The sequence below is a fragment of the Microbacterium sp. zg-B96 genome (genome assembly GCF_030246865.1).
GTDB lineage: Bacteria > Actinomycetota > Actinomycetes > Actinomycetales > Microbacteriaceae > Microbacterium.
Genome location: NZ_CP126738.1, coordinates 1541580 through 1565561, shown reverse-complemented (window position 1 = coordinate 1565561; position 23982 = coordinate 1541580). Strand labels below are relative to the sequence as shown.

Genomic DNA, 23982 nt, shown 5'->3' with positions numbered 1-23982 from the left:
GCCGTCACCCCTGGCGACGACGACGACGCAGCAGCAGCAGCCCCGTGCCGCCGAGCACGATCACCCCACCGGCGATCGCGGCGGGCAGCACCCCGCCGAGCGTGCCGCCGGTGACCGCGAGACCCGCCGCGGCGGGGCGTGGACCCGTGACGCAGTCCGGACTGGTCGGCGGGTAGGCCAGCGCCACGGCGATCTGCGGGTTCACCTCGAGCACGGCGGAGATGCGCCCGCGCACCCAGGCGAAGTTGCCGTCGGTCTGCGTCCAGGCACCGTCGACCAGTGCCCAACCGGGCCAGCCGGTCGGGTTGCCCGCGGCATCCACCGATGCCCCCGGCCACAGCACCCGGCCCGACAACTCGTTGCCGACCAGCTCGCCCAGGGCGATGGTCGTGCTGTGAGCGCCGTCGCTGAGCACCAGTCTCGCCGTGGGAGCGGTGACCTGTGAGTCCGGGTCGGTGAGCGTCACCGAGTACTGGATCCAGGGCACATCCCGGTCGCACTCACCGACCGCGGACGACCCGGCCAGCGTCGGTTCCTCCGGCGTCTTCGGCGTGTAGCCGTCCGTCGCCTCGGCCACAGCAGCACCACCGCCCGGCCGAGTCGATGTGGCGTCCGTGGCCGCGGATGCCGCAGCGGGCACCCCGATCACCACGAGCGTCGCGAGCGCGATCGCAGACAGCGACAAACGAATAGTCATCATGCCTCCCCAAAGGCTGATGGCGGGCACCCCCGTGCCCATTCCCCAATAGTCGCGAGGCTAGCGCACCGATGCGCTCCTCGGCAATCATCGCCGCGGATAGACTCTTAGCGCGAATGGGTCGGCTGGATGGTCGCGTCGCGGGAAACCGTGCCGAGGAACGTCCGGGCTCCACAGGGCAGGATGGTGGGTAACACCCACCCGGAGTGATCCGCGAGACAGTGCCACAGAGAGCAGACCGCCAGGACTTCGGTCCCGGTAAGGGTGAAAGGGTGGTGTAAGAGACCACCGGGGTCGTGGTGACACGACCCGCAAGGTAAACCTCGTCCGGAGCAAGGCCATACAGGGGATGTTGACGCTGCCCGCCGAGTCCCCGGGTAGGCCGCTAGAGCGGCACGGCAACGTGTCGCCGAGAGAGATGGCCATCGACGGGGCTTTCAGCCCCCGAACAGAACCCGGCGTACAGGCCGGCCCATTCGCACCTCTCAGGCCGTCGTCGCCTCGACGAGCGTGTCGGCCGCGCCGGCCACGGCATCCGTCCCGTCGCTGGCCAGTGCGAGGGCAGCCGCGCCGATGATGCCGGCGTTGTTGCGATGCACGGCCGGGACGATCGGGGTCTTCAGGTCCAGCAGCGGCAGGAACTGATCGGCGTGCTTGGAGACGCCGCCGCCGACGATGAACAGGTCGGGGCTGAAGAGGAACTCCACGTGGCTGTAGTACCACTGCAGACGCTCGGCCCACTGCTGCCAGTCCAGCCGTTCCCGCTCCATCGCCGAATACGCGGCATACGCTTCGGCGTCGGTGTCGTGGCCCGCCCGCTGCAGGTGCCCCAGCTCGGAGTTGGGCACCAGCACGCCCTCGTGGATCATCGCGGAGCCGATCCCGGTGCCCAGTGTGGTGAGGATCGTCAGGCCCGACACTCCGCGGGCCGCGCCGAAGCGCAGCTCGGCGACGCCGGCAACGTCGGCGTCGTTGGCGAAGTGGATGTCGCGGCCGAGGCCGTCTTCGAAGAACTTCTCCGCCTCGAACCCGATCCAGGTGTCGGCGACGTTGGCGGCCGACAGCGTGCGGCCGTGCTTCACGATCGCGGGGAACGCCACACCCAACGGCACGTCAGCGTCGGCGACGCCGAGCGTGTCGAGCACGACGCGCACGGCGGCGAGCACGTCCGCTGGTTCCGCACCGGCGGGCGTTGCCACCTTCACCCGGTCGCTGATGAGGGTTCCGGACTCGAGGTCCACCAGGCCCCCCTTGATGCCGGTGCCGCCGATGTCTACTCCGACTGCACGGATCGCTTTGGTTGCCATGTGTCCAGCCTATCCAGCCCGGAGGCACCCCTCAGTAGGATCGGCCTTGCACACCGACGAGGGAGCAGATCATGACCAGCGGCGCCGAGAAGTACTGGTACAACCTGACGACGGGCAACGTCGAGCGAGGCTTCGAGTCTCCAGCGATCGACCGCGCCGGTCCCTTCGACACCGAGGAGGAGGCCGCGAAGGCCCCCAAGCTGCTGGCGGAACGCTCCCGCGCGTGGGCGGAGGACGACGCCCGCGACGACACGTGGGGCAGCGGCGCCGCCGGGAGCCGCGCGGGCACCGACGACCAGTAGGCTGGCGGAGGCGACACCCGCCGGAGGGATGGCGATGGACAAGCAGCGTGACTTCGTACTGCGCACGATCGAGGAGCGCGGCGTCAAGTTCGTCCGCCTGTGGTTCACCGATGTCATCGGGACCCTCAAGTCGGTCGCGATCGCACCCGCCGAGGTGGAGGGCGCCTTCACCGAGGGCCTCGGATTCGACGGCTCCGCCATCGAGGGGCTGACCCGCTCCTACGAGTCGGACCTGCTCGCCCACCCGGACCCGACGACGTTCCAGGTGCTGCCGTGGCGCGGGGAGATCGACCCCACCGCTCGCATGTTCTGCGACATCACGACCCCCGACGGACAGCCGGCGGTCGCCGACCCGCGGCATGTGCTCAAGCGCACGCTCGCGAAGGCCGCCGATGCGGGATTCACGTTCTACACGCATCCGGAGATCGAATTCTACCTTCTGAAGTCGTCCTCGTACGGCCCCGAGGGCCCCGAGCCCGTCGACTCCGCCGGCTACTTCGACAACGTCCCCGGTGGCACAGCGCACGACTTCCGCCGCCGCTCCGTCCGCATGCTCGAAGACCTCGGCATCTCGGTCGAGTACAGCCACCACGAAGGCGGACCGGGTCAGAACGAGATCGACCTGCGCTACGCCGATGCCCTGGCCACCGCGGACAACATCATGACGTTCCGCACGGTGGTCAAGGAAGTTGCCATCGAGCAGGGCGTGTATGCCACGTTCATGCCCAAGCCCCTCAGCGGCAAGCCCGGCAGCGGCATGCACACGCACATGTCCCTGTTCGAGGGCGACCGCAACGCCTTCTACGAGGAGGGCGCGCAGTACCAGCTCTCCCGCACCGGCCGCCAGTTCATCGCGGGGCTCCTGCACCACGCACCCGAGATCACCGCGGTCACCAATCAGTTCGTGAACTCCTACAAGCGGCTGTGGGGTGGCGACGAGGCCCCCAGCTTCATCTGCTGGGGCCACAACAACCGCTCCGCTCTCGTGCGCGTGCCGATGTACAAGCCGCACAAGGGCCAGTCGTCGCGGGTGGAGTACCGCGGCCTGGATTCCGCGGCCAACCCGTACCTCGCGTACGCACTCATGCTCGCTGCGGGCCTGAAGGGCATCGAAGAGGGCTACGAGCTGCCGCCTGAGGCCGAAGACAACGTGTGGTCGCTCAGCGACGCCGAGCGTCGCGCCCTGGGCTACCCGCCGCTGCCGGCGAGCCTCGACCGCGCGCTGGAGCGCATGGAGGAATCCGAGCTGGTCGCCGAGACTCTCGGCGAGCAGGTCTTCAACTACGTGCTGCTCAACAAGCGTCGCGAATGGCAGGAGTACCGCTCCCAGGTCACGCCGTTCGAGCTGAAGAGCAACCTGGAGATGCTCTAGACCCCCGCGTATGGCCACGAATGAACGTTCGTCGGCTCTCACCGACCTGGCACGCCGGGGCTTCACCCGCCTCGACGACGCGGACCGGTTGTTCGCCGAGTTGGAGCAGACGCTCGGCGTGGACCGGACGCTCATCGTCACCGACGCGGATGTCGCCGCCGACCCGAGCGGTGCGCTCGAGGCGTTCGCGCGCATCGCCAGGCGCGACCCTGAACCGGTGCGGGCGTTGTTCGCACCCGGCGCGTCCGCCCGCTCCGCGTGGGCGCTGCTGGGCGCCTCCAGCGGGTTCGGGGAGTTCTTCCTGCGGCATCCACCCGAGCTGACCCACCTGCCGGCCACCGCCGAGACCCTCCCGACAGCCGACGAACTGAGCGCGAGCCTGCTGCAGTCGGTCGGCGCGGTCGACGGCTTCGCCGCGACGGGTGACGACGATGCGTGGGTCGCGCTGCGGGTGCGCTACCGCCGCATGCTCGCCCGCATCGCGGTGTTCGACCTGCTGAGCCCGGCCCCCGAGGATGTGCTCGCCGTCGTAGCGGCGGCGCTGGCGGATGCCGCCGGGGCCGCCCTGGAGGCCTCACTGTGCGTCGCGCGCACGCGGGTGAGCGGACCCACCGGCCCGGGACTGTTCTCGCGGGAGCATGTCGCGGCGACGCAGCTGGCGATCATCGGGATGGGCAAGGCCGGCGCACGGGAGCTGAACTACGTCAGCGACGTCGATGTGATCTTCGTGGGCGGCGCCGACGACGACATGCTCAGTGAGCTCGGCGAGAGCCGCGCCATCGACATCGCGACGCGGCTGGCGGTGCTGACGATGCGCGGCATCTCCAGCGTCGAGATCGAGCCACCGCTGTGGGAGGTCGATGCCAACCTTCGCCCGGAGGGCACACAGGGCGCCCTGGTGCGCAGCCTCGATTCACACCTGGCCTACTACGACCGCTGGGCCAAGAGCTGGGAGTTCCAGGCGCTGCTGAAGGCCAGGCCGCTCGCCGGCGATGCCACGCTGGGCGCCCGCTACGTCGACGCGGTGCAACCGAAGATATGGACCAGCGCGGCGCGCGAGAACTTCGTCGACAGCGTGCAGCGCATGCGCGAGCGGGTCACCGAGCACATCCCCGCCGAAGAGGTGGCCTACCAGTTGAAGCTCGGCCCCGGCGGCATCCGCGACATCGAATTCACCGTGCAGCTGCTGCAGCTGGTGCACGGCCTCGCCGACGAGGCCATCCGCCAGCGGGGCACGCTCGACGCGCTCGAGGCGCTCGTCGCGGAGGGATATATCGGGCGGGCGGATGCCGCCGTGTTCTCGCGGGACTACCGCCTCCTGCGGGTACTGGAGCATCGCCTGCAGCTCCGAGGGCTCAGCCGCACGCACCTCATGCCCCGCACCCCCGAGGGGCTGCGGGAACTGGCCCGCGCATCGCACCTCGCCGGCACCGGCGACGGGGTCTGGAAGCTGTGGGAGTCGGTCAAGCGCGAGGTGCGCGAGATTCACGTGCGGCTGTTCTACAAGCCGCTGCTGTCGGCGGTGGCGGCGCTGCCCGCCGAAGAGCAGACGCTGTCGATGGCGCAGGCGCACGACCGGCTCGCGGCCATCGGATTTCAGGACCCGGCGGGGGCGCTGCGTCACATCGGCGCTCTCACCAGCGGGCTGAGCCGCAAGGCGGCCATCCAGCGGCACCTCATGCCGGTGATGCTGCGCTGGTTCGCGGACGGCGTGGACCCTGACTACGGGCTGCTGGCCTTCCGGCGCATCAGCGAGCGGCTGGGGGATACCCCGTGGTTCCTGCGGATGCTTCGGGACTCCTCGGGAGCGGCCGAGCGACTCACCCGTGTGCTGTCGGGCTCGCGCTACGTCGGCGACCTGATGGAGTGGATCCCCGAGTCGGTGGCATGGCTGGACTCCGGTGAGCAGCTGCGGCCCCGTGCCGGCGTCGTGCTGGAGGAGGAGGCACGCGCCATCCAGGCGCGGCACACCTCGATCGAGGACGCGATGCGGGCCGTGCGGGCCCTCCGCCGGCGCGAGCTCCTGCGCCTGGCGATGGCGTCGATGCTGGAAGACCTCACGATCGAGCAGATCGCCCACGCCCTGACGACGGTCACCGAGGTCACGATCCAGGCGACGCTGCGCGCCGTCCGCCGCGAGGTCGTGCCGCCCGAGGACGCCGAGCTTGATTTCTCGGTCATCGCGATGGGCAGGTTCGGGGGAGCGGAGCTGGGGTTCGGCTCTGATGCCGACGTGATCTACGTCTACCGGGCGAACGGCGTGGACGCGCAGCGCGCGCACGAGCTGGCACTGAAGCTCGTCGCCGGCCTGCGTAACCACTCCGAGGACAACCGCGTGCCGCTGGACCTCGACGCCGACCTGCGTCCCGAGGGGCGCAATGGGCCGCTCGTGCGTTCCCTGGACGCCTATGCGGAGTACTACCGCCGCTGGTCGGTGTCGTGGGAGGCGCAGGCACTGCTGCGGGCGCGGGGGGTCGCAGGCAGCACAAAGCTGATCCAGGCCTTCACCAAGGTCGCCGACGACGTGCGCTATCCGGCATCCGTCGATCCGCAGGCGGTGCGCGAGATCAAGCGCATCAAGGCGCGGGTCGAGAACGAACGTCTCCCGCAGGGCGCCGACCGCACGCGTCACCTCAAGCTGGGACCCGGTTCGCTCAGCGACGTGGAGTGGCTCGTACAGCTGCTGCAGCTGCAGCACGGCCACGAGCTGGCGGGGCTGCGCACGACCTCCACGATCGCGGCGCTGCAGGCTGCGGTCGACGCGGGGCTCGTGCCGGATGCCGCGGCCGACCTGCTCGCGCACGCGTGGCGGCTGTCCAGCCGGCTGCGTTCGGCGAACACGCTGCTGTCGGGGCAGACCAGCGACATCCTGCCCGCCGACCGCCGGCGCCTGGACGGCATCGGCCGGCTGCTGGAGTACCCGCCGCGCTCGGCAACCCGGGTGGAAGAGGACTACCTCGGCGCCACCCGGCGCGCCCGGCGCGTGTTCGAGAAGCTCTTCTACGGGTGAGCCCGGTGCTTCACGTGGCAGTTGTGGTCGCTTGACCCGCGTCCGAGCGGCACGCACTGCCACCTGAACCATCAGGCATCCGCTTCAGGTGGCAGTTGTGGTCGCTTCACCCGCGTGCGAGCGGCACGAACTGCCACCTGGGCTACTGCGGGCTGACCGCCACCTGCTAGAACTGGCGGTCGGCCACGCTCACTCGCTGCGCATCGCGCAGGGCCTGTACGACGCGGTCGGTGCCCACGGGCGCGGCGGGGGCGGACAGCATGCTCTCCGCGGGGACGGTCGGGTCGGCCAGGTAGAGGCGGGTGTATGCGAGCGCTTCGGGTTCGAAGCGCCAGCTGTCGCGGTGGGCACCCGCGTCGACGGTGTCGAAGCCCAGCCGATGGATCAACTCTGCGGCCGTCTGCTTCGCCTCGTCGTCGTCTCCGGCGATCGGCAGCGCGGATCGGTCCGTCGCGCCCGCAGGGCGGGCCAGCAGCGGGATGTGGTGGGCGAGGATGTTGGAGAACGCCTTCACCACGTGCGCGCCGGCGAAGTGCTGCTGCACCCGTTCGCTGGTCGTCACGGCATGGGAGTCCAGCTCGACGATACGACTGTCGCGGTGGGGGTAGTAGTTGCTGGTATCGAGCACCACTTTTCCGTCGAAGAGACTCGGTGGCACGTCGCTGACGGCACTGAGCGGGACGGAGAGCACGACGACGTCGCCGGCCGCGGCGGCTTCTTCCACGGTGCCGGCGGTGGCCAGGTCACCGAGATCGCGAACCAGGTCAGCGAGGCTCTCCGGTCCACGGGAGTTGGCGATCACGATGGGAATCCCTGCGCCGACGGCGAGCCGCGCGATCGCTCCGCCGATACTTCCGCTGCCGATAATTCCGAGGGTGTTCATGGTGGTCTCGTCTCAGTCGGGCGAGGTCGCACCGCGAAGGAGGGCGCGACCGGCAGAACCCGCCAGTTTACGCGACGGAGCCCCGGTTCTCACCGGCTCCTCATCGGAGAAGCCGGGAGAGCCGGGGCTCGGTCGTGGCGTCAGCGCCGGTCAGACCCCGAAGTACAGCTCGTACTCGAACGGGTGCGGGCGCGCGGCGAGCGGCTTGATCTCGTTCTCGATCTTGTACTCGATCCACGTCTCGATCAGCTCGGGCGTGAACACGTTGCCGCGCGTGAGGAAGTCGTGGTCGGCACGCAATGCCTCCAGCGAGTCCAGCAGCGAGTTCGGCACCTGCGGGATGTTCTTGGCCTCCTCGGGCGGCAGCTCGTAGAGGTCCTTGTCCACCGGCTCGTGCGGCTCGATGCGGTTCTGGATGCCATCCAGACCGGCCATCAGCTGCGCCGCGAAGGCGAGGTAGGGGTTGCCCGAGGCATCCGGCGCGCGGAACTCCACACGCTTGGCCTTGGGGTTGGACCCGGTGATCGGGATGCGGATGGCAGCGGAGCGGTTACCGGCCGAGTACACCAGGTTGACCGGGGCTTCGTAGCCCTTCACCAGACGACGGTAGGAGTTCAGCGTCGGGTTGGTGAACGCCAGCAGCGCCGGCGCGTGGGCCAGGATGCCGCCGATGTACCAGCGCGCGAGGTCGGACAGCTGCGCGTAGCCCTTCTCGTCGTAGAAGAGCGGCTTACCTTCGAGCCACAGCGACTGGTGGGTGTGCATGCCCGAGCCGTTGTCGCCGAACAGCGGCTTGGGCATGAAGGTCGCGACCTTGCCCCACTCCAGCGCGGTGTTCTTGACGATGTACTTGAACTTCAGGATGTCGTCAGCCGCGTGCACCATGGTGTCGAAGCGGTAGTTGATCTCGGCCTGGCCGCCGGTGCCCACCTCGTGGTGCGCGCGCTCCAGGATCAGCCCGGCGTCGATGAGCCGCAGGCTGATGTCGTCGCGCAGGTCGGCCTGCTTGTCGACGGGGCTGACGGGGAAGTAGCCACCCTTGTAGGGGGTCTTGTTGGCGAGGTTGCCACCCTCCTCGGCACGGCCGGTGTTCCAGGCGCCCTCTTCGGAGTCGACGTGGTAAAAGCTCGTGTTCTGCTTCACTTCGTAGCGCACGTCGTCGAAGATGTAGAACTCGGCCTCGGGGGCGAAGAACGCGGTGTCGGCGATGCCGGTGGAGGCGAGGTACTTCTCAGCCTTCTTGGCGACCTGGCGCGGGTCCTTGGCGTAGATCTCGCCGTTACGCGGGTTGTAGATGTCGAAGATCATGATCAGCGTCTTCGCTTCGCGGAACGGGTCGAGGTATGCCGTCGACACGTCCGGGATCAGCTGCATGTCGGACTCGTGGATGTTCGCGAAGCCGCGGATCGACGAGCCGTCGAAGAGCTGACCGACGGTGAAGAACTCTTCGTCGACCGTGGAGGCAGGGATGTTGAAGTGCTGCTGCACACCCGGGAGGTCCGTGAAACGGATGTCGAGGAACTTGACGTCCTCGTCCTTGATGAACTTCAGCACCTCGGATGAATCACGGAACATGCGTTCTCCAAAGGTGGGGCTTGGTGTCGGGACCCGTCGGGACGGGCACTTACGAACTTAGTCGGAGGGAGTTGCTCCGCAGTATCCCCGACGTTTCGGGCGTGTTACGCGAGGCCGTTAGGCTTGGGATGTGCCCGAAACCCCGATCGACAACGCCTACCCCGGGGAGCGACTGGGCTTTCCTGCCACCGGCTCCGGCAGCATCGCCCGCCTCGGGCGCCGTGTGGGAGCGCTGTTCATCGACTGGATCAGCGCGTACGTCATCGCCGTCGCCATCACGGTGGTGACCACGGGCGACTACGCGGCGGATTCGCTGCTGATCCTGTCGATCTTCGCGATCGTGCAGGTACTGTTCATCCCGACCATCGGCGGCAGCCCTGGCCACCGCCTGCTCGGCATGCGGGTCAACCTGGTCACCGGCGGCTGGCCGGGACTGTGGCGGCCGATCGTGCGCACGCTGCTGCTGATCGTCGTGATCCCGGCCGCGATCTGGGATGCCGACCAGCGCGGTCTGCACGACAAGGTCGCCGGCACCGTGCTGGTTCGCGCGTAGCGCGGACGGCCGCGCCGCATCGTGTCGACCCAGCCTGGTCCCTAGCGCCGGTCGTTCGGTCGTCGCATCCGCACCCCTCGGCACGCCCGAGGGTCCTTTTGTGACGACCCAGCTCCCGCCGGTCGCGTTCGGTCGTCGCATCCGCACCCCTGCGGCCACGCGACAGGGCAATTCGTGACGACCCAGCCGCGCCCGGTCCCGCGTAGCGGCCCAGCCCGACTCGTCAGCGAGGGCGCGGTGCGCGTGCCTTGGTCGGGTCGATGCCCTTGGGGATCGGCAGCGAGGTCACCGACTTCGACACGGAGTCGACGCGCTTGATGACGGCGGCCATCGTGGGGCGATCGATCTTCTTGGGCAGCTTCTTGATGGTGGATGCCAGCTTGGAGATGTGGACCTCATCCGCGCCGTGGCCGATGTAGAGCACGGTGACGGGCACGCCCGAGGCGACACGCTGCACTTTGGCGCGTTCGTCGGCGACGAGCCGCGTGAGCCGACCGCGTGCGCCTTCGCCGATGATGACGACACCGCCGCGCCCGATCACCCGGTACACCGCGTCCTGCGTCTTGGGGTTGACCCCCACCGGCATCTCGTTCGCCTGCCAGTTGCGCCCGAGACCCGACGAGAGGATGTGGCCGGCAGCGCCGGGCATGCCGTCGATCTTGCGGTACATGGCGCGCGTGGACAGCCGCGTCATGGTGATCATCGCGCCGAGGAGGCCGGCCATGAGGCCGCTGATGCCCCAGAGGATGACGCTCCACACGGCGACCGGCGGGACGAGGAATCCGATTCCGATACCCGCCGCGATGCCGAGGATGATGATCCCGATGAGCACCCACGCCAGCCACGGGTAGGCCTGCTTCGTGAAGACGAAGAGGGAGCGGAGCTGGGAGAAGAAGCCCGGACGCTTCTCGGGTGCGGGCGTGCGTGCTGCCATACCCCCAGCCTACCTTTGAGCGCGCCCTGACTCCTGCACAGTGTGCAGTTCTCGGAGCGTATCCCCGGATGCCGCATCCCGCCTTCCCGGGTTCGGCCGGTGCCGCGCAGACTCGTCGGATGAGCACCCCCGCACACGCCGCCGCCGCGCCGCCGGCCGGTAGCGGAACGGTGGTGCGCGTCGTGAGCGACGGCACGCCGTGGCCGGGTGCGATCGTGCGCGAAGACGACGGGCGCGCCACCCTGCACGTGGACGTGACCTTGTTACAGGAGACCGCCGTGTGGTGCGCCGCAGCCGACGGCCACCTGCTGACTCCGGTCGACATCGTGCGCACCGCCGGCGGGCAGGAGGCGGTGTTTGCGCTGTGCCAACAGCGCCTGGACGACCTGCTGCGATCGCGGGCCGAGGCCGGAGCGGAATTGGCTGCGGGCGAGTGCGTCACCGTCGCGGTGAGCGTGCTGCGCGGTACCGCGGAAGCCGGCGACGCGCCGTGTGGACACTGGTGGCTCACCGAGGAGGGGCGCCCGGTGCTGGCGCTGGGCGGCGATGCGTCGGCGGTGGATGCCGCGCGCGGCATCCTGGCCCTGTTGCGAGAACACGCACGCGGTGAGCTGGCCACTGCCCTGGCAGCAGCACTCGACGCGGTCGCCGACCCTCGTGCCGACCTCGCGGAGGCGGAGGACGCGCTGTTCGCCGCCGCAGCGCCCACCCCGCTCATCACGACGGTGCTGGCGCCCGCCCGCGCCCGGTCGGTGGCCACCGCGCTGCGCGCCGAGACGCCCGCGCCGCGATCGGCGCTGCGTGCCACCATCGAGCGGCACGTCGACACCGAGGTGGCCGATCGGGTGCTGGGCGCGCGTGAGGACCTGCGGGAGCGGTGGGCGGCGCGCCGCGCGCGACGGGCCGAGCGTCGAGCGGCGCGGGTCACGAAAGCCTCGCCGCGGACGCTGAAGGAGGCCAGCGATCCGAAGCCGCCTACCGTGCGCGTGCGGCGGCGTGCGCCGCTGCTGACCGGCGCAGCGGTGGCGGCGGTCGTACTGGGCGCGGGGCTGCTGTGGCCTGCGGACGAACCGTCATCGGCCGGGTCCTCGGCGCCGCCGCCTGCCGCCACGCCGTCCACCGCAGCGACGGCGGAAGCGACGCCAGCGCCGGACGGGCCTGCGGCCGCGCCCGCGCCGGATCCGGCAGCAGCCACCGACCCCGTGGCGATCGCCGATGGGCTGCTGAGCGCGGCATCCGCCTGCACAGACGAGGGATGTCGGGACGCGCTGCGCGAGATGCCCGGCCGGCCGGTGATCGACGGCGTGCTGGGCCTCCCGGCAGGCGAGCGCCAGATCGTGCTTGTGGATGACTACGGGGGAGTCGCCGTGCTGCGCGTGTCGGCCACAGCGGCGGGGAGTGCGCCGGACCGGCTGCTGGTCACTGTCGAGACCGACCAGAAATGGCTGATCCGCGACGCCTACGACGTCGCGGATCAGCCATGAGTGGATTCAGATTCAGATTCCGAGCGAGCCCTCGAAGTCCGCCGTCTCCAGGCGCGACTTCACCGCACCGAGGAAGCGAGCCGCGTCCGCGCCGTCGATGACACGGTGGTCGTACGACAGTGCGAGGTAGACGTAGGAGCGCACCGAGATGGCATCCTTACCGTCGACCGAGACGATGCCCGGACGCTTGACGACGGTGCCGGTACCGAGGATGGCCGTCTGCGGCAGGAACACCACGGGGGTGTCGAACAGCGCGCCGCGCGACCCGGTGTTGGTCAGCGTGAAGGTACCGCCGGCCAGCTCGTCGGGCTTGAGCTTGTTGTTGCGCGTACGAGCGGCGAGATCGGCGATCTCGTGGGCGATCTGAGCGAGGTTCTTGTCCGCGGCGTCGCGCAGCACCGGCGTGAGCAGGCCACGCTCGGTGTCGACGGCGATCGAGAGGTTCTCGGTCGCGGGGTAGACGATCTTGTCGCCGTCCACGGTCGAGTTGATCACCGGGAACGCCTTGAGCGCCTCAGCGGCGGCCAGGGCGAAGAACGGCAGGAACGACAGCTTGTCGCCGGTCTTCTCCTGGAACGTGCCCTTGACCTGGTCGCGGAACGTCGCGAGCTTCGTGACGTCGACCTCCACGACGGTGGTCAGCTGAGCGGTCTGCTGCATCGAGGCGACCGCACGCTCGGCGAGCACCTTGCGCAGGCGCGACATCGGCTGGGTCGTGCCGCGCAACGGCGAGACCTCGAGCGCCGGAGCAGCTGGGGCTGCCGCAGGAGCCGGAGCCTCGGCGGCGGGAGCGGGAGCGGCTGCCGCGAGCACGTCTTCCTTGCGGATGCGACCGCCCACGCCGGTGCCCTTGACCTTCGCGAGGTCGACGCCCTGCTGCTGAGCGAGGCGCCGCACGAGGGGCGTGACGTAGGTGAGCGAGTCGTCGTCCGCGGCAAGCGACAGCGACGGAGCCGGAGCGGCAGCGGGAGCCGGAGCAGCGGCCGGAGCCGGTGCAGCGGCGGGAGCCGGGGCTGCGTCCGGGGCCGGGGCGGCGGGCGCCTCGGCGGACGGGGCAGGAGCAGCGGATGCCTCGGCAGGAGCAGCAGGAGCCTCGGCAGGAGCAGCAGGAGCCTCAGCGGCAGGAGCACCCGAGCCGATGCGGGCCAGCGCAGCGCCGACCTGAACCGTCTCGTCCTCCTTGACCAGGATCTCCACCAGCGTGCCGGCGAACGGAGCCGGGATCTCGGTGTCGACCTTGTCGGTCGAGATCTCCAGCAGGGGCTCGTCCACGGCGACGTCGTCACCGATCTGCTTGAGCCAGCGGGTCACGGTGCCCTCGGTGACGCTCTCACCGAGTTCGGGCAGCAGCACGTCCTTGGCATCCGATGAGATCGCCGGCGCGGCGGCAGGCTGCTCGGCCGGAGCCGGCGCTTCTGCCTGAGCCGGGGCCGGAGCCTCAGCGGGGGCCGGTGCCTCGGCGGGCGCCTCGGTCTGGGCGGGCGTCTCAGCCGCGGGGGCCTGGTCAGCGGGGGCGGCGGCACCAGAGCCGTCGCCGATCTTCGCGAGTACCGCGCCGACCTCGACGACCTCGTCCTCCTGGACGAGTATTTCCTCGATCACGCCGCTGACGGGGGAGGGGATCTCGGTGTCGACCTTGTCAGTCGAGATCTCCAGCAGACCCTCGTCCGCCTCGACCGTGTCCCCGACCTGCTTGAGCCAGCGGGTGACCGTTCCCTCGGTGACGCTCTCACCGAGCGCGGGGAGGACCACGGAAGTGCTCATGGGCGTTGTCTCCTTATGATGACGAATTCATTGATGGCGAATTCTCGTCCAGCTTAGTTGCCCCGGCGGCCGGGTATGTCAGCGCGCGTGCAGCGGCTTTCCGGCGAGGGCCAGGAATGCCTCGCCGAGCGCTTCACTCTGGGTGGGGTGGGCATGCACGAAGGGTGCGATGTCCTCGGGGTGGGCCTCCCATCCGACGGCCAGCTGGCCCTCGGTGATCAGCTCGCCGACACGGTCTCCTGCCAGGTGTACTCCGAGGATGGGCCCATCGGAGAGTCGCACCACCTTCACGATGCCGGCGGTGCCCAGGATCTCACTGCGGGCGTTGCCGGCGAGGTTGTACTCGTAGGCCACCACCGCGTCGCCGTGCAGTTCACGCGCGGCCGCTTCACTCAGGCCCACGGATGCCACCTCGGGGCTGCTGTACGTGACCCGGGGGACCTGCGTGTCGGGGACGACGGCGGGGGAGAGGCCGGCGATGCGCTCGGCCACCGCGATGCCCTGCTGGAAGCCGCGGTGGGCCAGCTGCAGGCCCGGCACGATGTCGCCGACGGCCCATAGGCCCGCCACGCCGGTGCGCAGCTGCTCGTCGACCATCACGAAGCCACGATCCAGCGTGACGCCGGCATCCTCGAACCCGAGGCCCTCGGTGACCGGACCGCGACCCACAGCCACGAGCAGGTAGTCGGCCTCGATCTCGGTGCCGTCCTCGAGCCGCACCGTCACGGCATCCGCACTCTGGGTCGCGCCGGAGAACCGTACGCCGAGTCGAGAGGCGATGCCCCGCTTACGGAACGCCCGCTCCAGCGTCTTGCTGAGGGCGATGTCCTCGGTGGGGACGAGATGGTCCAGCGCCTCGACGATGGTCACCTCGGCACCGAACGAACGCCACACGCTCGCGAACTCGACGCCGATGACGCCGCCGCCGAGGATCACCACGCGGCCCGGGATCTCGCCGAGCTCGAGCGCCTGCTCACTGGTGAGGACGCGGCCGCCGATCTCCAGCCCCGGCAGCGTGCGACTGTACGAGCCGGTGGCCAGCACGACGTCGCCGCCGCGGTAGAGGTCGTCGCCCACCTGCACGGCGCGGTCCGCGGTCAGTCGCCCCGTGCCGGAGACGACGGCGATGCCGCGCGTCGCGATGAGACCTTCCAGGCCCTTGAACTTCTTCGCCACGATCGTCTCGCGGTACTCGCGCACCCGGTCGATGTCGACGCCCTCCAGCGTCGCGACCACGCCGACGGACGCGGCGTGCCGGGCGGAGTCGGCGACCTCGCCGGCGTGCAGCAGGGCCTTCGTGGGGACGCAGCCCCGGTGCAGACACGTGCCGCCGAGCTTGTCCTTCTCGATCAGCACGACACTCTTGCCCAGCTCCGCCGCCCGCAGCGCGGCGGCGTACCCGCCGCTGCCACCGCCGAGGATGACGACATCCGAGGTGTGTTCGGCCATCAGCGACCTCCTGCCGCGACGAACTCGATCAGGCTGCGCACCGCCGCCCCGGTGGGTCCCTTGTCGGTCGCACCGAAGCCGGACCCCGTGTTCCAGCCGGACCCGGCGATGTCCAGGTGCACCCACGGGATGGGCTCGGCGTCGGGCTCGTCGGACACCGGACCGATGAAGTGCTGCAGGAACAGCGCCGCGAACATCGAACCGCCGGCGGAATCGCCGATCTTCGAGTTCTGCAGGTCGGCGATGGGGGAGTCCAGCTCCTCCTTCATGTGCTCCGGCAGGGGTAGGCTCCACGCCGGCTCACCGGCACGGTCGGCGGCGGCGAGGAACGCCTGCACTGCGGCGTCCTCACCCATCACGCCGGTGTGCCGGGTGCCGAGTGCGACGATGATCGCCCCGGTGAGGGTGGCGATGTCCACGAGTACGTCGGGACGCTCCCGGCTTGCGGCGACGAGTCCGTCGGCCATGACCAGGCGGCCTTCGGCGTCGGTGTTGAGCACCTCGACGGTCGTCCCGTCGAGCATCCGCAGCACGTCGCCCGGGCGTGTCGCGCGGCCGGAGGGCATGTTGTCGGCGATGCACAGCCACCCCGACACCCGCACCGGCAGCTGCAGCACGGCAGCGGCACGCACGACGGCCAGCGCGACCGCGGCGCCGCACATGTCGTACTTCATGCCGACCATGCTGGTGGCGGGCTTGAGCGAGAGCCCGCCGGTGTCGAAAGTGATGCCCTTGCCGACGAGGGCGATGTGACGGTCGGCGCCGGCGGGGGCGTAGTCCAGGCGCACGAAGCGCGGCGGCCGGTCGGAGCCCTTGCCGACGCCGAGGATGCCACCGAAGCCCTGCTCCGCCATCTGCACCTCGTCCAGCACGGTCACGGTGATCGGAAGCTCGGTCACGGCCGCCTCGGCGCTGGCAGCCAAGTCGGCGGGGGACTGCCACTCCGCCGGGGTGTTCACGAGATCCTTGACGAGGGCTGCGGCATCGCCGATGGCGGTGACGGCGGCAAGCTCCGCCTCGGTCACGTCCTCCGAGGTGTGCAGCACGACGCGGCCGGCACGTGCGCTGCCGGAGTCGGTCTTGTAGCTGTCGAAGCTGTAGCCGCCCAGCACCGCGCCTTCCGCGGCGGCCCGCCACAGCTGCGGGGCCAGCGGCACCGCGACGGCGAGGGTGGCGAACCCGGTCGCCGTGCGCACCACCGCGCCGACGGCGTCGCGCACCGCGGCGGCATCCGGGTCTGCGCCGGTGCCGACGACGATCACCGGAACGTCGGAGATCTCGGGGAGGAACACCCGCTGCTGCGTGCCCGGCTTGCCGGTGAAGGCGAGGGCGGTCAGCGCGGATGCCAGGCCAGGCCATGCGTCCAACGCATCGGCGGCCGCATCAAGCGGGGGGATGGCGAGGACGAGGGCATCTGCCTGCGCCTCGGTCAACGGACGGGTGCTGTGCGCAAGCTCGGGATACGGCATTCCCCCATCCTAGGATTGCGTGTTCGCTGTCAGCGGGAGGCGAGAAGGCCGAGGGGTGCGAACCGACTCGTAAAGTTGGTGCATGCCCTTTGCCGGACCCCTCTACGAGCGCGTCGCGTCCGCGCCGCCCGTGCCCGCCGGGTTGCCCCTGGTCATCGCCCTGACCGGGTTCACGGATGCCGGTGGCGCCGTGGCCCGTGTGATCGAGCACTTCCGCACCGACCTCGAGCCGGCGCCGGTGATCTCGTTCTCCAACGACGCCCTGCTGGACTACCGCGCCCGCCGCCCCATCGTGGCTTTCCAGGCCGACCACCTCACCGACTACCGGCCGCAGCGCCTCGAACTCTCGCTCGCGCACGACGCGGTGGGTCAGCCGTTCGTGCTGCTGGCCGGGTACGAGCCCGACTTCGCCTGGGATGCCTTCTCGGAGACCGTGCTGGGACTGGCCGAAGGCCTGGATGTCTCGACGGTGACCTGGGTGCATTCGATCCCGATGCCGGTGCCGCACACCCGGCCGCTGGGCACCACCGTCAGCGGCACGCGCGCGGAGCTCACCGAGGCCCACTCGGTGTGGCAGCCGCACACCCAGGTGCCGGCGACGGTCGGCCACCTGCTGGAGTACCGCTTCGCGCAGTCCGGCGCACGCGTGTCCGGGTTCGTGCTGCTGGTGCCGCACTACCTGGCCGACACCGAGTACCCGGCCGCCGCGCTCGCGGCGCTGGACAGCCTCACCGTCGCGACCGGTCTGGTCTTCGACGGCGACGAGCTGCGCGAGGACAACCGCGAGTTCGTGGAGAAGGTGACCGAGCAGGTCGCCGGCAGCGACGAGCTCACCCGCATGCTGCAGGGCCTGGAAGAGCGGTACGACGCCTACATGGCCGGTTCCAACCTCGGCCAGCCGATCATCCACACCGGAGATCTGCCCAGCGCCGACGAGCTGGCCGCCGAGCTGGAGCGGTTCCTGGCCAGCCGCCCGCGCAACGAGGACGACAAACGCGGCGGCGGCCTGGCCTGAACCGCGGGAATTTGCTCCTTGCGCTCGACGTTGTATGTGCGGTACGGCCCCGGTGCGGGTGTCCGTGCAACGTATGAGACAATGAAGGACCTGACCCGTTGTCGACCGGTCGTGGCTCCGCCCGCGGAACCCTACGGACTTGACAAGGGTCTTACTAGTGTCCGAGAACCAACCGACGATCGTTCGTCGGTGAAAGGCGAACCGTGACGTCAGGCACGAAGACCACCCCGCGCTCCCCGGCGAACGCGGCCGCTGAAGCCGAGATCGAAGAGACGACGGCGTCTCCGGCCAAGAAGGCGCCCGCCAAGCGCGCGCCCGCCGCCAAGAAGCCGGCCGCCGCGAAGGCACCTGCGAAGGCGCCCGCCAAGGCACCCGCGAAGAAGGCCACCAAGGCCAAGGCCGCGGACGACGAGGTCGACGAGGAAGAACTCGAAGAGGTTGAGGTCGATCTCGAAGTCGACGCGACCGACGACGACACCGTCGCCACGCCGGCACGCACCAAGGCCAAGCCCGGTGACGACGCGGCATCCGATGATGACGACGACGAAGACGAGAAGAAGCCGGCGTTCACTGAGCCGCTGCCGACAGGCGCCATCGTCATCTCGTCCAACGACGAGGACGATGTTCCCGTCTACTCGACGCAGATCACCGGCGCCACCGCCGACCCGGTCAAGGACTACCTGAAGCAGATCGGCAAGGTGCCGCTGCTGAACGCGGCCGAAGAGGTCGAGCTGGCGATGCGCATCGAGGCGGGCCTGTTCGCCGAAGAGAAGCTGTCGCACATGTCGGCCGCCGAGAAGTCGTCGCAGCTGGGCCTTGACCTGCAGTGGGTTGCCCGTGACGGTCAGCGTGCCAAGAGCCACCTTCTGGGCGCGAACCTGCGTCTGGTCGTCTCGCTCGCCAAGCGCTACACCGGTCGCGGCATGCAGTTCCTGGATCTCATCCAGGAGGGCAACCTCGGCCTGATCCGCGCCGTCGAGAAGTTCGACTACACCAAGGGCTTCAAGTTCTCCACGTATGCCACGTGGTGGATCCGCCAGGCGATCACCCGTGCCATGGCCGACCAGGCCCGCACGATCCGTATCCCCGTGCACATGGTTGAGGTCATCAACAAGCTCGCCCGCGTGCAGCGGCAGATGCTGCAGGACCTGGGCCGTGAACCCACGCCCGAGGAGCTCAGCCGCGAGCTGGACATGACCCCTGAGAAGGTCATCGAGGTGCAGAAGTACGGCCGTGAGCCGATTTCGCTGCACACCCCGCTCGGCGAAGACGGCGACAGCGAGTTCGGCGACCTGATCGAGGACACCGAAGCGGTCGTCCCGGCCGACGCCGTGGGCTTCACCATGCTGCAGCGTCAGCTCGAGTCGCTGCTGGACTCCCTCTCCGAGCGCGAGGCGGGCGTGATCCGCATGCGCTTCGGCCTGGGCGATGGTCAGCCCAAGACGCTCGACCAGATCGGCGACACGTTCGGCGTGACCCGTGAGCGGATCCGTCAGATCGAGTCGAAGACCATGGCGAAGCTGCGGCATCCGTCGCGTTCGCAGTCGCTGCGGGACTACCTCGAGTGATGAACGACGCCCCCCTGTCTGCGGTTCCGAACGATGGCAAGGCCCTCACCGTCACGGTGGACGGCAGCACCTTCGAGCGGATTCCGATCCGTACCCGCGTCGTGCTGCCCGGCGACGACCTCGACGCGTTCATCCGTGAATACGCCGCCGATGTGGTGCGCCCCGACGACCTGCTGTTCGTGACGGAGAAGATCGTCGCGATCACGCAGGGCCGGTCGTACCCGATCGACTCGGTCAAGCCGCGCAAGCTCGCGACGTTCCTGTCGAAGTACGTCACGAAGACGTCCTACGGCATTGGCCTGGGCATGCCCGAGACGATGGAGATGGCGCTGCGCGAGTGCGGGACGCCCCGCATCCTGTTCGCCGCCGGTGTTGCCGCCGTCACGAAGGCCTTCGGGCGCAAGGGCGACTTCTACCGCATCGCCGGCGACAAGGCGCGCGCCATCGACGGGCCCACGAGCGGTACGATCCCGCCGTTCAACAAGGCGGTCGTGCTCGGTCCGGAGCGTCCGCGCGAGGTCGCGGCGCACCTGAAGACGATGCTGGGCGGCACCGCCGACGTCGCTGTCGTGGACATCAACGACATCGGGGGCAACGTCCTGGGTTCCACCCTCGACAAGGCCGGCGAGGCGCTGCTCGTGCGCATCCTGCGCGACAACCCGCTGGGTCAGGGCCACCAGTCCACCCCGCTGGGCATCGTCCGCAAACCCTGACTGCCGAGTGAGTATTGCTCGCGTCGAGTGAGTATTGCTTGCGTCGAGTGAGTATTCGTCCGTAAGCCGAATCGCCCCCGTAAGCACATGCTCGCGGGGGCGATTTCGTTGTCCGGACTGATCTCGCGGCATCCGAGTACTCACTCGGCAGCACGAGTACTCACTCGGCAGCACGAATACTCACTCGGCAGCACGAATACTCACTCGGCAGCACGAATACTCACTCGGCAGCACGAATACTCACTCGGCAGCGCGAATACTCACTCGCGGGCTAGAAGCCCATCGCGGCGCGGTAACGCGGGAGGTGGCCGTGACGGATGCCGGTGGCGGTGGGCTTGTTCTCGAACACACCAGCGCCCCAGTTGCCCTCCACCAGCAGGGGAGCGTCCGGGCCGACCACGATATCCCAGCCGACGTAGCGCACCTGCGGCACGACGAGCGCGACCTCGGTGATCAGCTCACGGACCTGGTCCATCATCGGCAGCTGGAAATCGGCGATGCGGTATCCGGTCTCCGGATGCGTCTCGAAAAGGTTCCCGTGGATGTCGTAGCCCTTGCCCTGGGCATGGCCGTTCTCGTCGAGCACGGTGTAAAAGCCGCCGAACGTGCCCTGGTCACTGACCTGGCCGCGACCGAACTTCTGAGCCATGTTGATGATCTCGACCGTGCCGTCATCCTTGACGAACGTCGTCACCCGCGTGGTGTTGACCGTTCCCGGGCACGTCGCCGCGATATCGGGGTGCTGCTCGATCTTCTCCTCGATGAGCACCTCGCCGCGCGCGAGCAGTTCGGCGTGGAAGCTGGACCAGTCCGACACGTCGGACGCGAAGTAGCGGCGCACCCCGAGACCGGACTTGCTCACCGGCTCCTTGCCGATGAGCACCGGATGCCGCGACGCGAAAGCCTCGAGTTCTGCGGCGTTCCCCTCGGTCAGCTCCAGCCACTCCCGGCCCAGGAAGCGGTCGAACGCGCGGTTGAACTCCACCTTGTGGTGGAAGGTGTGCACGTAGGCCGCGTCATCGAAGCGGTTGGACAGTTCGAGGGCGAGCGGGCTGGTGACCCACGTGGCACGCTCGGCGCGGGTGAGGATCGCGAAATCGAACTCCAGGTAGTCGTTGAAGCCGACGCGGTGCCGCGCGGCCGACCACAGCATGTCGGCGAGCACCACCGGATAGCTCTTGCCGTGGATCTTCGCCGTGCGCCGCGCCCGGTCGGTCACCGACGAGACGTCGATGTTGCGGGCGCGCTGCAGCAGCACGCGAAGACGGTGTTGGAGCGCGAGGCCACGCGAGGCCATGTGGTGTCCTCCCCGGACGGAAAAAAGGTGCCCCGCCAGTTTAGGCGGGGCACCGGAAGTGGCCGTATCGGCCAGATGTCAGAGCGACTCGATCAGGCGTGCGGTCTCGTCGTGCCAGCTGGTGGCGACGGCGCGCAGCTTCTCTTCGTACTTGCGACCGTGGTGGGCGCAGAACAGCAGTTCACTGCCATTGACCTCGGCGGCGATGTACGCCTGCGCGCCGCAGGAGTCACACCGGTCGGCCGCGGTCAGGCGGTAGTCGAGGACGGCGGTCTGGTCGGTCGGTGTCGATGTCGATGTCATGCTCATCTCGGTGCCTCCTCGGGATGTGTCGCTGCTCGTTCCAGGTCTATGCCATACAACCACGCGGATGTTGCGAGTATGCCGCGATCGCATCACATTTCGCTGTACGCGTACGCCCCCAGCACCCCCGGGCGTGTCGGTGAGGTTTCCTCACGTGTGTCGACGACCGTCGTGTCGGATGCCGCGGATACGCTTGAGGATTGTGACCTCCGAGTACTCCGCCCACCATCTCCAGGTGCTGGAAGGCCTCGAGGCCGTCCGCAAACGCCCCGGCATGTACATCGGCTCGACCGACTCGCGCGGGCTCATGCACTGCCTCTGGGAGATCATCGACAACTCCGTCGATGAGGCGCTCGGCGGCCACGGCAACCGCATCGACATCGTCCTGCACGCCGACGGCAGCGTCGAGGTGCGCGACCGCGCCCGCGGTATCCCCGTCGACATCGAACCGCGCACCGGACTCTCCGGTGTCGAGGTCGTCTTCACCAAGCTCCACGCCGGCGGCAAGTTCGGCGGCGGCTCCTACGCGGCATCCGGCGGTCTGCACGGTGTCGGCGCGTCGGTCGTCAACGCCCTGTCCGAGCGCCTCGACGTCGAGGTCGACCGCGGCGGCAAGACGTGGGCGATGTCGTTCCACCGCGGCGAACCCGGCAACTTCGCAGGTCCCACCCCCGACGCCCCGTTCACGCCGTTCGAGCGCGCCAGCGAACTGCGCATCGCCGGCAAGACGGCCAAGGGCGTCACCGGCACGCGCATCCGCTACTGGGCCGACCGGCAGGTGTTCACCAAGGATGCCGCGTTCAACCTGGACGAGCTGGTGCAGCGCGCCCGGCAGACCGCGTTCCTGGTGCCGGGTCTGGAGATCGTCATCCGCGACGAGCGCGGCACCGCCCGCGGCGAGGAGCCGATCGAGACGAGCTACCGTTTCGACGGCGGCATCTCGGAGTACGCGGAGTTCCTCGCCCCCGATGCGGCGATCACCGACATCTGGCGACTCACCGGCACGGGCACCTTCACTGAGACGGTGCCGGTACTGCAGGCCAGCGGCGCGATGGTGCCCACCGAGGTGGAGCGGGAGTGCGTCGTCGACATCGCGCTGCGCTGGGGGACCGGCTACGAAACCGTGACACGGTCGTACGCCAACATCATCGCCACCCCGAAGGGCGGCACGCACCAGCAGGGGTTCGAGCAGGGCCTCATGAAGGTGCTGCGCGCGCAGGTCGACCAGAACGCCCGCCGGCTGAAGGTCGGCAACGACAAGATCGAGAAGGACGACATCCTCGCCGGGCTCACCACCGTGCTGACGGTGCGCCTTCCGGAGCCGCAGTTCGAGGGGCAGACCAAGGAGGTGCTGGGTACTCCGGCCGTCCGCCAGATCGTCGCGAACGTGGTCACGCGGGAGCTCACCGCCCGGTTCACCTCCACCAAGCGCGACGACAAGTCCCAGACCGCGCTCGTGCTGGACAAGGTCGTTTCCGAGATGAAGGCGCGCATCTCGGCGCGCACCCACAAGGAGACCCAGCGCCGCAAGAACGCGCTGGAGTCCTCGTCGCTGCCCGCGAAACTCGCCGACTGCAGGACCAACGACGTATCGGCATCCGAACTGTTCATCGTCGAGGGTGACTCGGCGCTGGGCACCGCCAAGCACGCGCGCAACAGCGAATACCAGGCGCTGCTGCCGATCCGGGGAAAGATCCTCAACGTGCAGAAGGCCTCGATGAGCGACATGCTCTCCAACGCCGAGTGCGCCGCGATCATCCAGGTGATCGGCGCCGGTTCCGGGCGCTCGTTCGACCTCTCCGCCGCGCGCTACGGCAAGATCATCCTGATGAGCGACGCCGACGTCGACGGTGCGCACATCCGCACACTGCTGCTGACCCTGTTCTTCCGGTACATGCGCCCGCTCATCGAGGAGGGCCACGTGTACGCCGCCGTGCCGCCGCTGCACCGCGTCATCGTGATGAACCCCGGGTCCAAGCCCAACGAGACGATCTACACCTACAGCGAGGCCGAGCTGCACACGCTGCTGGCCAAGCTCACGAAGTCGGGCAAGCGCTGGCAGGAGCCGGTGCAGCGGTACAAGGGCCTGGGTGAAATGGATGCCGACCAGCTCGCGACCACCACGATGGACCGCGCCGGACGCACGCTGCGCCGCGTGCGCCTGAAGGATGCGGATGCCGCGAACGCGATGTTCGAGCTGCTGATGGGCAGCGACGTCGCCCCGCGCCGCGACTTCATCGTGGAATCCAGCGACCGTCTCGGTCGCGACCGCATCGACGCCTGACCC

The 23982-nt window shown here is 69.2% G+C and carries 19 protein-coding genes and 1 other RNA gene; 10 read left to right on the top strand and 10 right to left on the bottom strand.

Annotated features, from left to right (window positions below; genetic code table 11):
• Positions 1–4 precede the first annotated feature (4 nt).
• A complete protein-coding gene (locus QNO11_RS07200) occupies positions 5–697 on the bottom strand; it encodes a cell wall protein (protein WP_285169910.1) in 693 nt (230 codons plus the stop codon).
• Positions 698–814: 117 nt separating this feature from the next.
• Between QNO11_RS07200 and rnpB the strand changes: the two genes are divergently transcribed.
• An RNA gene (gene rnpB, locus QNO11_RS07195) (RNase P RNA component class A) lies at positions 815–1176 on the top strand.
• A gap of 6 nt (positions 1177–1182) precedes the next feature.
• Here rnpB and ppgK read toward each other — a convergent pair.
• Entirely contained in the window at positions 1183–2004 is an 822-nt protein-coding gene (ppgK, locus tag QNO11_RS07190) for a polyphosphate--glucose phosphotransferase (RefSeq protein ID WP_257509750.1), read from the bottom strand.
• Between the two features lie 71 nt (positions 2005–2075).
• Here ppgK and QNO11_RS07185 point away from each other — a divergent pair, with 71 nt between their 5' ends.
• Genes QNO11_RS07185 through QNO11_RS07175 form a run of 3 tightly spaced genes read left to right on the top strand, consistent with a single transcriptional unit; the run spans position 2076 to position 6688 of the window.
• Positions 2076–2306 carry an SPOR domain-containing protein gene (locus QNO11_RS07185; protein WP_257509751.1) on the top strand — a complete coding sequence of 77 codons (231 nt, stop codon included), beginning with the start codon at positions 2076–2078 and terminating at the stop codon, positions 2304–2306.
• 34 nt (positions 2307–2340) lie between these two features.
• Entirely contained in the window at positions 2341–3678 is a 1338-nt protein-coding gene (gene glnA / locus QNO11_RS07180; RefSeq protein WP_257509752.1) for a type I glutamate--ammonia ligase, read from the top strand.
• A gap of 10 nt (positions 3679–3688) precedes the next feature.
• Positions 3689–6688: a bifunctional [glutamine synthetase] adenylyltransferase/[glutamine synthetase]-adenylyl-L-tyrosine phosphorylase gene (locus QNO11_RS07175; protein WP_257509753.1), complete on the top strand. Its 3000-nt coding sequence runs from the start codon at positions 3689–3691 to the stop codon at positions 6686–6688.
• Positions 6689–6854: 166 nt separating this feature from the next.
• Here the strand turns inward: QNO11_RS07175 and QNO11_RS07170 are convergent, their stop codons facing one another.
• Both QNO11_RS07170 and glnA (QNO11_RS07165) read right to left on the bottom strand, forming a co-directional pair.
• Positions 6855–7571 (bottom strand): NADPH-dependent F420 reductase, encoded by a 717-nt coding sequence (locus tag QNO11_RS07170; protein ID WP_257509754.1) that lies wholly within the window; start codon positions 7569–7571, stop codon positions 6855–6857.
• A 150-nt stretch (positions 7572–7721) separates the two neighbouring features.
• On the bottom strand, positions 7722–9146 hold the full coding sequence (gene glnA / locus QNO11_RS07165) for a type I glutamate--ammonia ligase (protein ID WP_257509755.1): 1425 nt from the start codon (positions 9144–9146) through the stop codon (positions 7722–7724).
• A gap of 130 nt (positions 9147–9276) precedes the next feature.
• Here glnA (QNO11_RS07165) and QNO11_RS07160 point away from each other — a divergent pair, with 130 nt between their 5' ends.
• Positions 9277–9699, top strand: coding sequence for an RDD family protein (locus QNO11_RS07160; RefSeq protein WP_257509756.1), 423 nt, complete (start codon positions 9277–9279; stop codon positions 9697–9699).
• A 223-nt stretch (positions 9700–9922) separates the two neighbouring features.
• Here the strand turns inward: QNO11_RS07160 and QNO11_RS07155 are convergent, their stop codons facing one another.
• Entirely contained in the window at positions 9923–10633 is a 711-nt protein-coding gene (locus QNO11_RS07155) for a DUF4191 domain-containing protein (RefSeq protein ID WP_257509757.1), read from the bottom strand.
• A 119-nt stretch (positions 10634–10752) separates the two neighbouring features.
• On the opposite strand from QNO11_RS07155, the gene QNO11_RS07150 reads away from it, so the two are divergent.
• Entirely contained in the window at positions 10753–12117 is a 1365-nt protein-coding gene (locus QNO11_RS07150; RefSeq protein ID WP_257509758.1) for a hypothetical protein, read from the top strand.
• A gap of 12 nt (positions 12118–12129) precedes the next feature.
• Here the strand turns inward: QNO11_RS07150 and sucB are convergent, their stop codons facing one another.
• From sucB to QNO11_RS07135, 3 genes are all read right to left on the bottom strand, one after another.
• Positions 12130–13881, bottom strand: a complete 1752-nt coding sequence (gene sucB, locus QNO11_RS07145) for a 2-oxoglutarate dehydrogenase, E2 component, dihydrolipoamide succinyltransferase (RefSeq protein WP_257509759.1) — start codon at positions 13879–13881, stop codon at positions 12130–12132.
• Positions 13882–13959: 78 nt separating this feature from the next.
• Complete coding sequence (gene lpdA, locus QNO11_RS07140; RefSeq protein ID WP_257509760.1) at positions 13960–15330, bottom strand: dihydrolipoyl dehydrogenase; 1371 nt, start codon at positions 15328–15330, stop codon at positions 13960–13962.
• A complete protein-coding gene (locus tag QNO11_RS07135) occupies positions 15330–16799 on the bottom strand; it encodes a leucyl aminopeptidase (RefSeq protein WP_257509761.1) in 1470 nt (489 codons plus the stop codon). Before QNO11_RS07135 ends, lpdA begins: the two co-directional genes overlap by 1 nt.
• 82 nt (positions 16800–16881) lie before the next feature.
• Between QNO11_RS07135 and QNO11_RS07130 the strand changes: the two genes are divergently transcribed.
• The 3 genes from QNO11_RS07130 (at position 16882) to QNO11_RS07120 (ending at position 20095) form a co-directional block, all read left to right on the top strand.
• Complete coding sequence (locus QNO11_RS07130; RefSeq protein WP_257509762.1) at positions 16882–17814, top strand: proteasome assembly chaperone family protein; 933 nt, start codon at positions 16882–16884, stop codon at positions 17812–17814.
• A gap of 203 nt (positions 17815–18017) precedes the next feature.
• Positions 18018–19382: an RNA polymerase sigma factor gene (locus tag QNO11_RS07125; protein ID WP_257509763.1), complete on the top strand. Its 1365-nt coding sequence runs from the start codon at positions 18018–18020 to the stop codon at positions 19380–19382.
• Entirely contained in the window at positions 19382–20095 is a 714-nt protein-coding gene (locus QNO11_RS07120) for a coenzyme F420-0:L-glutamate ligase (protein ID WP_257509764.1), read from the top strand. The genes QNO11_RS07125 and QNO11_RS07120 overlap by 1 nt, the downstream gene beginning before the upstream one ends.
• Before the next feature lie 271 nt (positions 20096–20366).
• Here the strand turns inward: QNO11_RS07120 and QNO11_RS07115 are convergent, their stop codons facing one another.
• Together QNO11_RS07115 and QNO11_RS07110 are read right to left on the bottom strand one after the other, a co-directional pair.
• Positions 20367–21392: a sugar-transfer associated ATP-grasp domain-containing protein gene (locus tag QNO11_RS07115; protein WP_257509765.1), complete on the bottom strand. Its 1026-nt coding sequence runs from the start codon at positions 21390–21392 to the stop codon at positions 20367–20369.
• A gap of 78 nt (positions 21393–21470) precedes the next feature.
• Positions 21471–21701: a DUF7455 domain-containing protein gene (locus QNO11_RS07110; protein WP_257509766.1), complete on the bottom strand. Its 231-nt coding sequence runs from the start codon at positions 21699–21701 to the stop codon at positions 21471–21473.
• A gap of 196 nt (positions 21702–21897) precedes the next feature.
• On the opposite strand from QNO11_RS07110, the gene QNO11_RS07105 reads away from it, so the two are divergent.
• Complete coding sequence (locus QNO11_RS07105) at positions 21898–23979, top strand: DNA gyrase/topoisomerase IV subunit B (RefSeq protein WP_502883233.1); 2082 nt, start codon at positions 21898–21900, stop codon at positions 23977–23979.
• Positions 23980–23982: the final 3 nt, after the last annotated feature.